The 13,202-nt window shown below is 37.4% G+C and carries 16 protein-coding genes; 9 read left to right on the top strand and 7 right to left on the bottom strand.

All coding sequences use genetic code 11. The annotated features are described in order from the left end of the window. Window positions 1–189: 189 nt before the first annotated feature. Window positions 190–972 (bottom strand): undecaprenyl-diphosphate phosphatase, encoded by a 783-nt coding sequence (locus WYK_RS08340; protein WP_040374068.1) that lies wholly within the window; start codon window positions 970–972, stop codon window positions 190–192. A gap of 147 nt (window positions 973–1,119) precedes the next feature. Between WYK_RS08340 and WYK_RS08335 the strand changes: the two genes are divergently transcribed. The 5 genes from WYK_RS08335 to WYK_RS08315 all read left to right on the top strand — a co-directional run bounded on the left by WYK_RS08335 (window position 1,120) and on the right by WYK_RS08315 (window position 5,151). After that, complete coding sequence (locus tag WYK_RS08335) at window positions 1,120–1,440, top strand: DUF4870 domain-containing protein (RefSeq protein ID WP_040374067.1); 321 nt, start codon at window positions 1,120–1,122, stop codon at window positions 1,438–1,440. A 66-nt stretch (window positions 1,441–1,506) separates the two neighbouring features. Then, window positions 1,507–2,064 carry a hypothetical protein gene (locus tag WYK_RS08330; protein ID WP_040374066.1) on the top strand — a complete coding sequence of 186 codons (558 nt, stop codon included), beginning with the start codon at window positions 1,507–1,509 and terminating at the stop codon, window positions 2,062–2,064. Window positions 2,065–2,199: 135 nt separating this feature from the next. Further along, window positions 2,200–3,000 carry a hypothetical protein gene (locus tag WYK_RS08325; protein WP_040374065.1) on the top strand — a complete coding sequence of 267 codons (801 nt, stop codon included), beginning with the start codon at window positions 2,200–2,202 and terminating at the stop codon, window positions 2,998–3,000. 97 nt (window positions 3,001–3,097) lie between these two features. Beyond that, complete coding sequence (locus WYK_RS08320; RefSeq protein ID WP_040374064.1) at window positions 3,098–3,670, top strand: beta-class carbonic anhydrase; 573 nt, start codon at window positions 3,098–3,100, stop codon at window positions 3,668–3,670. Window positions 3,671–3,846: 176 nt separating this feature from the next. Next, window positions 3,847–5,151: an NCS2 family permease gene (locus WYK_RS08315; protein WP_040374063.1), complete on the top strand. Its 1,305-nt coding sequence runs from the start codon at window positions 3,847–3,849 to the stop codon at window positions 5,149–5,151. 45 nt (window positions 5,152–5,196) lie between these two features. On the opposite strand, the gene WYK_RS08310 is transcribed toward WYK_RS08315, so the two are convergent. Further along, on the bottom strand, window positions 5,197–5,490 hold the full coding sequence (locus WYK_RS08310; protein WP_040374062.1) for a hypothetical protein: 294 nt from the start codon (window positions 5,488–5,490) through the stop codon (window positions 5,197–5,199). A gap of 83 nt (window positions 5,491–5,573) precedes the next feature. Between WYK_RS08310 and dapF the strand changes: the two genes are divergently transcribed. After that, a complete protein-coding gene (dapF, locus tag WYK_RS08305; protein ID WP_040374061.1) occupies window positions 5,574–6,551 on the top strand; it encodes a diaminopimelate epimerase in 978 nt (325 codons plus the stop codon). Between the two features lie 376 nt (window positions 6,552–6,927). On the opposite strand, the gene WYK_RS08300 is transcribed toward dapF, so the two are convergent. The 3 genes from WYK_RS08300 to WYK_RS08290 are packed head-to-tail and all read right to left on the bottom strand — an operon-like array spanning window position 6,928 to window position 8,586. After that, the gene (locus WYK_RS08300) at window positions 6,928–7,722 is read right to left on the bottom strand and encodes a DUF4097 family beta strand repeat-containing protein (protein ID WP_040374060.1); all 795 of its coding nucleotides are present in this window, start codon (window positions 7,720–7,722) and stop codon (window positions 6,928–6,930) included. Continuing rightward, a complete protein-coding gene (locus WYK_RS08295; RefSeq protein WP_040374059.1) occupies window positions 7,715–8,269 on the bottom strand; it encodes a DUF1700 domain-containing protein in 555 nt (184 codons plus the stop codon). Before WYK_RS08295 ends, WYK_RS08300 begins: the two co-directional genes overlap by 8 nt. Beyond that, window positions 8,266–8,586, bottom strand: a complete 321-nt coding sequence (locus WYK_RS08290) for a PadR family transcriptional regulator (protein ID WP_040374058.1) — start codon at window positions 8,584–8,586, stop codon at window positions 8,266–8,268. The genes WYK_RS08295 and WYK_RS08290 overlap by 4 nt, the downstream gene beginning before the upstream one ends. Before the next feature lie 800 nt (window positions 8,587–9,386). Between WYK_RS08290 and yiaA the strand changes: the two genes are divergently transcribed. Continuing rightward, window positions 9,387–9,857, top strand: a complete 471-nt coding sequence (gene yiaA, locus WYK_RS08285) for an inner membrane protein YiaA (RefSeq protein WP_040374057.1) — start codon at window positions 9,387–9,389, stop codon at window positions 9,855–9,857. A gap of 307 nt (window positions 9,858–10,164) precedes the next feature. On the opposite strand, the gene WYK_RS08280 is transcribed toward yiaA, so the two are convergent. Beyond that, window positions 10,165–10,725 (bottom strand): TetR/AcrR family transcriptional regulator, encoded by a 561-nt coding sequence (locus WYK_RS08280; protein WP_235782470.1) that lies wholly within the window; start codon window positions 10,723–10,725, stop codon window positions 10,165–10,167. Between the two features lie 104 nt (window positions 10,726–10,829). Between WYK_RS08280 and WYK_RS08275 the strand changes: the two genes are divergently transcribed. Both WYK_RS08275 and WYK_RS08270 read left to right on the top strand, forming a co-directional pair. Continuing rightward, window positions 10,830–11,624, top strand: a complete 795-nt coding sequence (locus tag WYK_RS08275; RefSeq protein WP_040374055.1) for an SDR family oxidoreductase — start codon at window positions 10,830–10,832, stop codon at window positions 11,622–11,624. A gap of 350 nt (window positions 11,625–11,974) precedes the next feature. Next, window positions 11,975–12,328, top strand: coding sequence for a DoxX family protein (locus tag WYK_RS08270; RefSeq protein WP_040374054.1), 354 nt, complete (start codon window positions 11,975–11,977; stop codon window positions 12,326–12,328). Window positions 12,329–12,527: 199 nt separating this feature from the next. On the opposite strand, the gene WYK_RS08265 is transcribed toward WYK_RS08270, so the two are convergent. Further along, entirely contained in the window at window positions 12,528–13,061 is a 534-nt protein-coding gene (locus WYK_RS08265; protein ID WP_040374053.1) for a GNAT family N-acetyltransferase, read from the bottom strand. Window positions 13,062–13,202 lie beyond the last annotated feature (141 nt).

The following is a 13,202-nucleotide window of genomic DNA, read 5'->3' as shown; positions in this document are numbered from 1 at the left end:
CCAAAATGGAAATAGTTTTTTTAATTATTTTTTCGTCATTTTTCTACTTTTTTTTATTTTCTTATTTCTTTCTACGAAAAAATAAATGGGTAAAAGGGACGGGAAAGTCAGGCATACCAGTCGTAAACAACGTCTTGTCCTATCTCGAAAATAGTCGAAAAAAAGTGAAAAGAGACAAGAGTGTACTCGTTAAAATACACCTGTAAATTGAAGAATCAGAACTAAGCTGCCAAGTCCCCAAACATAAATTGAAAAAACTTTCAGGGAGCGGCTTTTTAAATAGTTAATCATCCACACTACTGCAATATAGCCAAAGATGGCAGATGCAAGAGTAGCGATCAGCATCGATGAAAAGGGAAGGGTTTCAGCACCGCCGGTTAGAACCGGTTTAAGTTGAAAAACGATTCCACCTGAAATAGCTGGAATTGATAATAGAAAAGAAAAATAAGCTGCTGTGGCACGATCAAGTTTGCAAAACAAACCAGCAGCAATGGTCAGCCCCGATCGGGATAATGCAGGCATTATCGCTGCTGCTTGGAAACTCCCAATGATTAATGCATCTTTGACAGAGATGTCATCAAGTGACTTTTTTCCAGAACCAGCTTGATCAGCGAACCATAGTATGAATCCTGTAGCTAGAAATTCCCAGCCGATTGTTACTCCGCTTTTTGAAAGATCGTCAAACCAATCACTCAATAATAGGCCAGCGATGACTGCAGGAATCGTACCGGCAATGAGCAGAAGTGTTAACTTTGAAAAAGGATTTTTCAAGATCTTAACAAGTTCAGCTTTATAAACGACAACCAGAGCTATTAGTGTTCCTATATGCAGCATGGTATCAAGAAATATTCCCGCTTCATCGAGGTGGAATAAATGCCTGCCTAGATATAGATGACCTGTGCTTGATATAGGCAAAAATTCTGTTAATCCTTGAATCACTCCGAGTATAAATGCCTGTAATCCAGTTAACATGAGAATTCATCTCCGTTCTAAATAGCTTGACCATGTTTTCAAATGTATGCTGGTGAAATAGGAACATACATTATTTTTATGTTTTTTGAAACCTTAAGGACTATGTATCGTATAATAGCTATACTAGCTAAAAAGGAGGCGGAGTTTATGCCTAGTAACGACGAACGGGTTATGTCTATGTTGATTTATGTATCCAGTTTTTTTACTGCTTTTATAGGGCCGTTAATTATCTGGCTGTTAAAAAAGGATTCTTCAAAGTATGTAGATTATTATGGGAGAGAGTATTTTAATTTCTTAATTTCCTATGTGATTTATGGTGTGGTGGCAGGGGTGTCCATATTTCTCTTAGTTGGTTTCATCTTGTTGCCTATCGTATGTATAGCTCAAATCGTTTTCACGATTATTGCCGCAGTTAAAGCATACGAGGGAACTGAGTATCGAATCCCATTTATTTTAAGAATTCTATAAAAGTAAAATGTCCGGCTATTTGCGGACATTTTTTTCTCTCCAATAATAGAGAAAAGAGGGGTAAGGATGTATAATGAAGAACCGAGACATATATACTTAGCTCTATCGGTCGGCCTGCTGTTTATTTCTCCTATTTTGCTTTTTATTCTTCCTCAGACCTTAATCAACCTCTTCCAAGAATCAACAGATACCTGGGTGACAGTCGCAACTCGTGTTAACTACTTTGTGTGTGGAGTAGGTTTTTTTCTGCTGGTTTTATCTTTGTTTCTCCTATTTTGGTTTGACCGTAGCAATTGGTCTAAAACTGCTAGTTTTATATGTGTCTGTGTTGGTCTATGGCTGTTCTACAGTGCTTCACAAAGCTTTCAGTCATTTTCTACAACAGGGATTGTCTATAAAACGGTTTTCTCAAATGATACGCATCGTTATGAGTGGAGCGATATACAAGAATTAACGTATTCACTAGAATCAGAAAAAAAGATTGGAGAATACGTGATTACCTTTGATGACAAAAACCAAATACATGTTAAAGAAAACGGTTACATCAAGAGTGTTCGACGTGCCATCCTTACCCAGGCAAAGGAAAACAATATTGAAATTAAAGAAATTAAGCAACCAGATTGAAAGCTCCAGGATAGTTTACCTTATGTCAAATGTCCGAATAAAACCGTAACTACTTCTATCTTTGCGTTTATAGGAATATAGTAGTTTTAATAGAGTAATCCATTAAGGAAAAAACACGTCCAAAGGGAGTTTGCTATGGATATTCGAACCTACTATAATCAAATCGCTAAAATGTGTTTCTATGCTGCTTGGACTTGTACGGGCTTAGCCTTTTCTTTTTTTATTTTGAAGGTCATGAAAGTACTCGATACAAATGTATTTTTCATTACTGGACCTTTTATTCTGCTTTCCATCTTTCACTTCATTGGCTATCGTATTTATGAAAACCGGCTGATTAATTTTCCAGAAATGGTTGTTCAAAAAAATAGTAATTTATTTAAAGAAGAAAACCTGCTTGTAACCTTTCTCCCAGCTCCAACATTACGAATGCTGCTTTTCGCGCCGAATGGCAAGCTGGTAGGAGAAGTTCGCGATCAGAACATGAAGTGGTATTTATGGCTGATTCCTAGTGTCCTTTCCATTATTTTACCGAAAAAGTATGGGCTTTATGGAACGGATGGGGAATTGGTGGCTGAATATAACCTAAGAGGGGGAATTAAACAGGGTGTAACGATGATTGTAAATGGTGAAGTGATCGGCTGCTTTCGACAAACATACAAAGAATCTTTGTTTTCATTTAAAGGAGAGATAAGGGGGCAGAATGGAAGTGAGTGGATGACTGTCAATCCTAATAATTTCTTTACAAATTTCGAAATAAAAAATCAAGCAGGAGCTAACCTTGTTACTTTTCAAAAAGGCTGGATGCCAAGAGAATGGAGCACAATTTTTAAGGAATTGAACACACCTATCCTTACCTTTCATTCTTCGGCGAAGATCGATGACAAAATCGTGGTACTTGGGTATGTAGCCTCTGTTTATAATCACCGGTCCAACTAAAGGCTTATTTTTGAGCAAAATGTGAACAATATAAATTAAATATTAGTATAATGTTTACTAAATAAATAAAAAATACATAGGAAGACTGGTGAGTAAGATGACATTGTTACATGAAATTGTTGACTTTAATAAAAAGTTTGTCAATGACGAAGAATACGTTAAGTATGAAACAGATAAGTTTCCAGATAAACGGATGCTGGTGCTAAGCTGTATGGATACACGTCTGGTTGAACTGCTCCCAAAATCCATGAACATTAGAAATGGCGATGTGAAATTCCTTAAAACAGCTGGTGCTATTGTGTCCCATCCATTTGGCAGTGCGATGCGTAGTATTCTTGTGGCTATCTATGAGCTGCATGCAGATGAGATTTTTGTTATTGGTCATCACGATTGCGGTATGTCTTCCGTAAATGTTGATTCGATCATCAGTAAGATGACGGAGCGGGGAATTCCGGAACAAACGATTGAAACCATTGAGAATTCTGGTATTCATTTACGTAACTTCTTAAGAGGGTTCGATGATGTTTCAGAGAGTATTAAAAATAGTGTGAGTGTGATTAGAAACCATCCACTAGTTCCTAAGGAAATTCCGATTCATGGGCTGGTAGTTGCACCTGATACAGGAAAATTAGATGTCATCATTGATGGATATGAGCTGGCACAAAAATAAATTATGTATATAGAACGATACAGGCTGCCAAAAGTATTTGGCAGCCTGTATCTGTCTAAATTGTATAAATCTAAGAAAGATAGTTGATTAGTTCAGATTTTCTGGTAAAATCACAGAGTGTAGTTTGTCACATATACAAACGGGCGGGCGAGGGATACTAGTAAAAAGGAACTACTATGAAACCGAACAGATTATTAGAGAAGACCTTTAAGCTGACTGAAAACCAGACGAAAACGAAACGTGAAGTTCTCGCCGGTACAGTTAGTTATTTCACGATTGTCTACATCATGATTGTGAATGCAATGATTCTTGCAGAAGCGGGGATTCCGCTCGAGGCAGCGGTCACAGCGACAGTTTTGTTATCAGCAGCAAGTTGTCTTTTAATGGGATTTTGGGCGAATATGCCGATTATTCTTGTACCAGGAATGGGCGTTAATGCTCTCTTTGCTTATACGATGGTACAAACGATGGGGCTTACTTGGCAATCAGCTTTAGGAGCTGTGTTCCTTTCAGGAGCTATCTTTGTGGTTATTGCTTTTACTCCATTTGCCCGAATTATTAATGAGGCCATTCCGGATTCACTAAAAGAAGCGATATCGATTGGTCTTGGACTATTTTTACTTCTATTAGGTCTTGAAAAAGGCGGTCTAGTCGTCAGTGGTTCCAGCTCGATTTTAGCGATGGGTCATTTAAATGATCCTGAGGTGCTGGTGATGGTCCTGACTCTTCTATTGGCCATCGGCTTATTTCTGAAAAATGTCCCAGGGAACTTCTTACTGACGATTGTTGGAGGAACGTTACTTGCATTTTGCTTCGGTACTCTGGATGTATCTGGAATCACCTTTAGCGGGGTCGATATGGGATCGTATGCCGGCGTTTTCGCTGCCTTCTCATTTGCAGATATCAATCAGTTGAATTTTTGGATGGCTGTTTTTGCGATGACCATGGTACTGGTTTTTGAAAACATCGGACTAGTACACGGTCATGTTTCAAGCATTAATCGTCCAGACAAATACCGGAAATCCTTACAGGCTACCAGTATTTCAACGATGATTTCAGGCCTGTTTGGCTCAAGTCCTACGGTTGCTACTGTTGAGACCGCTGCCGGCATTGCTTCAGGTGGAAGAACAGGCTTAACGGCTGTAGTAACTGGTTTGTTATTCGGACTCTCCATTTTCTTGCTTCCAATCATTCAGATTATTCCTGACAGTGCCATTGCACCCATTCTTATTATGATCGGTCTTTTAATGCTCGGTAATCTCCGAAACTTGAATCTTACTGATCTTTCAGAGAGCATTCCAGCTTTGATGACAATCGCGATGATTCCGTTGACATACAGTATTGCAGACGGAATGGCTTTTGGGTTTATTCTCTATCCATTTATACAAATAGTACTCGGTAAAGGAAAACAGGTCAGTGTCCCGATGTATGTAATTGGACTACTCTTCTTGGCCTATCTTTCTTTTAGTTTTATCTCGTAAATAGAAAAAGGGGCATTCAGCAAGAAACTGTTGAATGCTCTTTCTTTATAAAAATGCCTTTTGTGGTTTAATATAGCGTCTGAGTTCGAGTAGAAACATTTTCTTGATCGTATCTGGTACAGGGAGCTTACGTGCTTGTTTTGGATCTGGGAAGATACCAAATTCATTAATTTTGACAGAAACGATACCTGACCATAAAACAACTTGCTGCTCGGAAAAAATAGCTGCATGAACGTCCACACTTTTAGTCCCAGGGGTTATTTCAGGAAAAAGTTCATCAGGATTAATAAAAAACTCAAACCAGCAAGTATACTTTTTGAAGACGGATTTCACTTTCAATTGGTGGCACTTCCTTTTCTGAAATGCTATGATACCAATATATTATCACAATTGTTTATATTATTCGTAAAGGAAGTGCAGCGATGTTACTCGACATTCTCAAATGCCATGGTTCGAGCAATGATTTTCTATTAATTGATGAATTAACGACTGATCTTTCTTTCTCAGAAACAGAAAGAAGTGAGCTTGCCCTATCACTATGCAAACGTGATGGAGAACTTGGAGCAGATGGAATCCTGTTTGTTATGAAAAGTCATGCAGCTGATGCCAGAATGAGAGTTTTTAATTCAGACGGCACAGAAGCCTCCATGTGCGGTAACGGACTTCGCTGTGTGGCTAGATTTGTTTATGAGAAATTAAACCTAGAGCAAATGGTTATTGAAACAATGAAAGCGAACCTAGCGGCAGCAAAGACAGCCGATATCTACGAAGGAATACCGACGTTCAGTGTGGAAATTTCACCAATTAGCTTTAAGGCGTCAGATCTCCCGCTTTCTATTGATAAAGATACATTACGTAATGAAATACTTCCGTCCTTGTCAGAGACGATAGCGTTCACCGCGTTAGCAGTGCCAAATCCACATGCGATTGCACTTGTTGACTGGAGTGAAATAGATTCTAACCTGCAGGAGGAACTGGCCTCACAGGTAAACGGCCCAAATGATTTATTCCCTGATGGTGTCAACATGAGTTTTGTCAAACAGCTGAAAGATGGCGAAATATTTGTAAGGACCTACGAACGAGGTGTCGGCTTTACCAATGCCTGCGGCACCGCTATGTCCGCCTCAAGTCTTGTAACCTGTGAGCTCGGTTTAAATCAATTAGAAACACCGATCTCCGTTTACAATAATGGTGGAAAAGTACAATGTGTCGTCCATAATAATCTATCAAAAACGTGGATCGACCTCATTGGAAATGGCAGCTATATTTATCAGGCATCTGTCGACATCAATAAAGACAGTAGTTATCATGTAATCGAGAAACAACCCTACACAAATGAAATCACTAAATATGCTGAGTTCCAGCAGCATGCACAAGACTACTTGAAATCTATCAGATAAAGCTTTGAGACTGTAGACAAACTCGATGATAATGGAGTTTGTCTACAGTCTTTTTTTAGTTACTGAAATGGGGCTGGTGATTTCCGTTCCAGGGTCTTTCGGCGATTAGCTGAATGTGAAAGGGGGGATGGCTCCACCAATAACAGAAAAAAGTCGAATCCCATTGAGCGTAGGAACCGACTTTAAGAAGTGTAACGGAAAATGAATCCCTTTTTTGATGCCATACTAGAGTTTTAAGAACAGAAGTTTACCAGTAACACATATATTTTAGCAAATTTCTTAATTAGCCATGAATTTGATTATCCTTCGACGCGTGAGTCTAAAAAAGATTTACCAATGATGTAAGACGTTTGTTAGACCATACTTTTTCCACCATTCACTTTGATTTTATCACTTCAATTTTGCCATTATTCGATTCTAGATCAACTAGATTGTCTCCCTTTCCAATGACTGTATTTCCCTCATATTTATCGAGGATATTGATTTTCCCATTGTCTGCAGATACTTTAAAGGTGGTATTAGTCGGTTCCTTATCCGTTTCAATCGTAATTTTGCCATTGTCGCTCTCTAATTGTATGTTCCGGTTTAAATCCTTTGTAGCGAGCGATATTTGACCATTATTTGAGGACCCCTTGAGATTTCCTTCTACATCATGAAGATCCAGCCTGCCATTTGCACTTTTTACATCAACATTTTCTGCGACAATCTTATTTAATTCAATACGACCATTATTCGTTTGAGCTTTCAAATTCTTTATTTTCAACTCTGACATTTTCATATTTCCATTATCATTTTCGATGACAAAGGAATTATACAACTTTTGCGGGACATATACGTATAAATGAGATGATCGAATGTTAAATCCAATGCTAAAGGTACTGGGTTCTTTTAATCTGATGGTAAGTTTCTTTCCTATTACTTTGGTAGAAAAATCCATTTTAGATACATCTACCCCTTTAGTTACAAGCTCTACGTTAGTCTCTGTATCCGAAGTAGGAACAATTTCTACAGTTGCATTGTTTGTGAGGATCTGGACCTCCTTCACCATATCAGAATTTACCGTTTTTTCTGTCGTAATTTCATCCTGATTGGTTTGAGAAAACGTAAAGAAACTGCCTATACCGCCAATTAATAATAGAAGCAACGCAAGGATTGATAATTTTTTACTCATGCTTCACCCCGCCCTTCACAAAAGTAATGTTAAATTTCAAGTAGCGAATAAATCCTTTAGTTAGAGATTTTGTCGCGACGAGCATTCCCATCGCTATGAATATTCCAATCCCACAAAGACCTAGCGAGAAGAACATATCAGACATTCTAAATTGACCTAAAAATAGATTAATAAGGACACCAAGTGGTGAAAGAATGAACGCAACAGACGCTAGCCATCCGGAAATCACAACACCCGCTAGTGCACAAAAAGGTCCGAGGACAATGAGGATATTGAAGAATCCCAACCCGATCACAGCCCAAACTGCGCGTAAAATGTTTCCGGAAGAAGTCGTTTGTTCAACCATATCAAGATGGTAGGAGGCCAGCAGCTCCTTGGCAATTTGTTTAGGATGTCCAAGGGATGCTGAAATTTCTTGCTCCGACTTTCCCTTTTCGATTCCCATTGCATAGTACTCTTTGTAATCTTGGAGGATATCTTGTCTTTCTTCTAAAGAAAGCCTTTTCAGAAAAGCTTCCAACTGTTTTAAAAATTGTTCTTTATTCATTTGCATACACCTTCCTCGATTAATTGATTGACTCCATTAGAAAACTCATTCCACTCTGTCAGCAATTCGTGAAGGTATTCCCGACCTTTATCAGTCAACTTGTAATACTTACGCGGTGGACCTTCAGATGACTCTTGTAAATATGTCGTAAAGTACTCTTCCTTCGTCAATCTTCGTAATAGTGGATAAACCGAGCCTTCCGATATTTCAATCTGATCTGAAATCTTCTGAACGAGCTCATAGCCATATCGGTCTTGCTTATCAAGCAACACTAGCACGCATAGCTCCAAGACGCCTTTTTTAAATTGTACATTCAATGCCCTATCATTCCTTTCTGTATGAATAGGTACTATTTATTAAACAGTACCTAATATCAAGTAGTACACCTTCTTCATTAATTTACCATATGCTACTGTTTATTGCAAGGTACTGAATAAAATAAAATAAAAACCATTGAATGTTCTAGTAAAGATATCGCGGTAAATTTTATGATCCAGATATAAGTAGGGTGGAAATAGCTGAAAGCGCAGCTTGAACAGGGAGGAGGAAGGACAAGTGCTGTTCTACTTGATAGTGAAGTGATCATCATGAAATTAATCAATATATATTGGGATATGAGCAGCAAGAATGCCAGAATGCTATTTTGCTGTCAAAAAGTACTTAAAATAGTGTATCATCTAATCTTTTTACCTGAAAAGGTCGTTTGATCCATCATGTTGGGGCTGTGAAACAACTATTCAGCAGCTGATTCGGCCCTTTTTACTGTTTATTCGGCCCATTCTGTCATTCATTCGGCCCAAAATTGTAAACATTCGGCCCTTTCTCAGGTTGATTCGACCTCTGTTCATCATGGCGAGCCAACAAAAAAAGACTGCCCATGCAGCAGCTGCATGCTGTATTCGCTGGTTAGAAGACCTACCTTAATTCTTTATGAATTAATCTAATCAACTACGAACAGGTAAGCAAGTTGCCAGTTTAGAAAAAATAAAATGGAAATTATTAATTAATAATATATTATTTGTCATTAATTTCTATATAATAGTATAAAAGAAGGGGTACCACACTGCCTCTAGTGCTCCATTTTTATTAAATGTTAGGAAAGAGGGCGAAACATTGAATGTCCATTGATAACGAAGTTTCATTAGAAAAAGAAAAAAGAAATGATTTAATAGTAAAAGAAGAGAGGAGAGAGGGGGAACCGACTGCAGCGTTCAAAGGTGCTTCTTGGGCAGCACTATTAGTAGGTGTGGCATCTTATCTTATCGGTTTATTTAACGCAAATATGCAATTGAACGAAAAAGGCTATTACTTTGCAGTGTTAGTATTCGGACTCTATGCCGCAATATCTTTACAAAAAGCAGTTAGGGATAAAGATGAAGGACTACCAGTTACTAATATTTATTATGGTATTAGTTGGTTCGCACTTATTGTATCGATTGCATTAATGGCCATCGGTTTATACAATGCAGGAAGTATTATTTTAAGCGAAAAAGGATTTTATGGTATGGCATTCGTCCTAAGTTTATTTGCAGCTATAACGGTTCAAAAGAATATAAGAGATACACAAAGAGTAAGGGAAAAAGATTGAGTTAGTTCACTTTTATCGAAAATTGAAATTATAGGAAGTAGGATAGAGGATTAAGGATGAAAGTTTGATTACCGTTTAAGATTTCATGTTGTGTCCGACCCCCTCCCAAATTTCATTAAAACAAACTAAAAAATCACCAATTCAACGGTGATTTTTTTTAATTCCTTTTTTTATCTAAGCAGTTGCACCGAGAAACAAAGAAGATCCCCGACAACGAGATATTTTGCACATGCAACGTTAAAACCCAGCTACCTTCATATAAAGAAGATTAGCTGGGTTCTTTGATTTTTATTATTAACAAGATTCCTTATATTCCTTTCTCGACCAGTCTCCATACAGCTTCGAATTCTGTTTTGAAGTCAATATGAGGCCAAATTTCTGCAAAGGAAGGGGCTGAGAAATAGGAAAATGCTGTTAATATGGCCTTTAATTTATGTTTGTCCTCAATTTTACTTGCCTCTTTCAAGCTACCCAATAAATCAGTAATGTGACGGGCTAAGACGGATGGATTCCCCTCTATATATGTCGTATATAACTTAAACATTTCTGGTTCGCGTTGATACGCTTTATATTTTGATTCACTTAAAGACCAAAGCCAATCATGTACGATTTCCTTTGTAGATGAATAATTTTCAGTGTCAAAAGGAAAAAGCTTTGTTAGTTCATTATCCAGCCATGAAAGCGAAAGGGATGTCCATAATTCCTCCTTTCCTGTGAAATACTTGTAAATTGCTGCGTGGCTCGTGCCTAGTTCTTTGCCAATTTGTGAAAGAGTAACTTTTTCCATACCTTGCTTAACTACCATATTGTGTGCAGTTTCTAAAATGAGTTCTTTACTTAACTTTTTCATATATTCATTATACGACATAACTTAACTGGTTACAAAAATTGACTTTTGTAGCAACATAGGGTAAATTATAAATTGTTAGTTACAAATTTAAAAAAATGTAACCAGTTGAGGAGGAATTTATAATGAAGCTTTCAAATAATACGATTATTATTACGGGCGGTACTTCAGGAATAGGTCTTGCTTTTGCTAAAGAATTTTTAAAACGGGGGAATAAAGTAATTGTCATTGGTCGCAATCAGCAAACAATAGATCAAGTAATGAAGGAACATAAAGGACTCATTGGACTGCAGGGGGATGTGTCAAATGCTGACTCAGTTCGTAAAATGGCAGCATTCATAAAGGAAAACTATCCTGAAGCAAATGTACTATTCCATTCAGCTGGTATTATGCGTCCGTTTAAGCTGCTTGATGAAATGTTGGAGATTGAACACTTAACGACTGAAGTTGAAACCAACCTAAATGGTACAATGTGGATGACAAAAGCTTTGCTGCCACAGCTTACTGAGCAAAATGAATCAATGATTGTAACAGTCAGTTCTGGTCTTTCTTATATAACTTCACCTATGCATCCTGTCTATTCTGCGACGAAAGCTGGTATTCATATGTTTACTGATGCGCTTCGTATCCAGTTAAATAAGTCGGGGAAAAACGTTCACGTCATGGAGCTTGTACCACCGCTTGTTACAGAAACAAATCTTGTACTACATCTTGGTGCAGAAACAAATCTTGAATCAAGTGTAAAATCTGTAGACGGCATTCCGAATATGAGTTTAGCTACGCTCGTTAAGCATGGTATTAAAGGAATGGAAAAAAACAAAAAGCGTGTCGTTCCCGGTGTTTCAAAATTCCTGTGCTTGGCCGGAAAGTTCTTTCCTGACTTACTATCTAGTTCAATGGCAAAAGGAATGGAAAGTTGATTCGCTATTTTTGAAGATATACGGTTAAATCTGGATAGGAAATCAATATTTTAATATAAATATATTCAATATTCGGTAAATGGCAAATCAAATTTAAGTATATTACAAGTTTACAAGCACCGAGAAAGTGATGTGACCTCTAAATAGTTAGAGTTTATATTACGCAGCCAATTGGTGGCCATTTTAATGTAAAAGGCTGGCAATTATCAAAAATATAGTAATTGGTCTAAGGTTACTTTTTGTACAATATGTTTAATAAAGTACCCATTTCCTATACCAAAGGGCCTAAGAAGAGGCGTTTCAAGAACTAAGAGTAGACTGTTGAAACATTGAGTGGGAGGTGGGATAAAATGAATGTCGTCTTATGGATCGTACAAGGAATTTTAGTGGTTGGATTTATATATTCCGGTTGGCTGAAGGCATTTGAGTATGAAAAAGCAAAAACATCCTGGACATGGGTGAAGGACGTTCCAAAAGGGTTAGTTTTCTTTATTGGGTTAGCAGAATTAATTGGAGCTATTGAGTTGATTTTACCTCAAGCTACGAAAATCGCACCTGTATTAACACCGATTGCAGCAGTAGGTCTTGCCGCAATCGTATTTTTCGGTGCCATATTCCATATTAGACGTAAAGAATATCGAGATATTGGTGTAAATATCGTTTTCTTGGCGTTAGCATTATTTGTTGCGATTGGGCGTTTTTAAGTTGAAACAGCCCTAATGTTTCACGCGTAAATCAGCTGTGCAGCATTGAAAATAATACGAGAAGGCAATGGATCTTAAGAGAATGATAAGGTCCAACATTAGTGGTTAATGTACAGGAGAAGTAAGAAAAAGCAAAAAAGGCAAGGGGTTTAACTCCTTGCCCATTTTTGTCAACAGTTAAAGTGACAAAAAGCCTAGTCTACTTTTGATGTAGGTCAAAATATTCTTTTTGTAGCATCCCCATTATAATCTCATCTGAAAAGTGATTATTTAAATAAATTGACTGTCTAATAATCCCTTCTTGTTTAAATCCTGCTTTTTCATAGGATTTAATGCCGCGGATATTATGTGAAAAAACTTCTAATTGTAACCGATTTAACTTAAGCTTCTCAAAGGTAAATTGCAGGGCTAATTGAACAGCCTCTGTGCCATATCCCTTATTTAAATAGTTTGTATTATGTAAGGATATTCTAAATCCTGCTTTTTGATTTATTTTGTCTATTTCTAAAATGGATAAGTCACCAAGAATTTCATGACTTTCTAGTAAACAAATGGCAAAGTCATAACGTGTAGAATCATTGGTGATTTCTTCATAATGTGCATACAACTGTTCCATAGTGAAGGTATTTCTGGTACCGGTCATATCCCTTATTTCCTGTTCATGGACTGCCTGGTAAAAACTTCTCATATCCTCTTTCTCAACAGGCCTTAAATACACAAACTCTCCACGCATTTTTTACAACTCCCTTTGTCGTTGGCTTTCATTTTAACAGTATCTTTTTCATTGTCAGTTATCTAAATATGGTTCATTATCCGGAGGACTACCTTTTTTTATCCAAGGAATTAGTCTGTAGATAATGTAGTGAATCGGTCT

It is taken from the genome of Peribacillus psychrosaccharolyticus ATCC 23296 (genome assembly GCF_000305495.1).
GTDB lineage: Bacteria > Bacillota > Bacilli > Bacillales > DSM-1321 > Peribacillus > Peribacillus psychrosaccharolyticus.
Note: the sequence above shows the minus strand (reverse complement) of the source record. Positions and strands in the feature narration are given on the sequence as shown.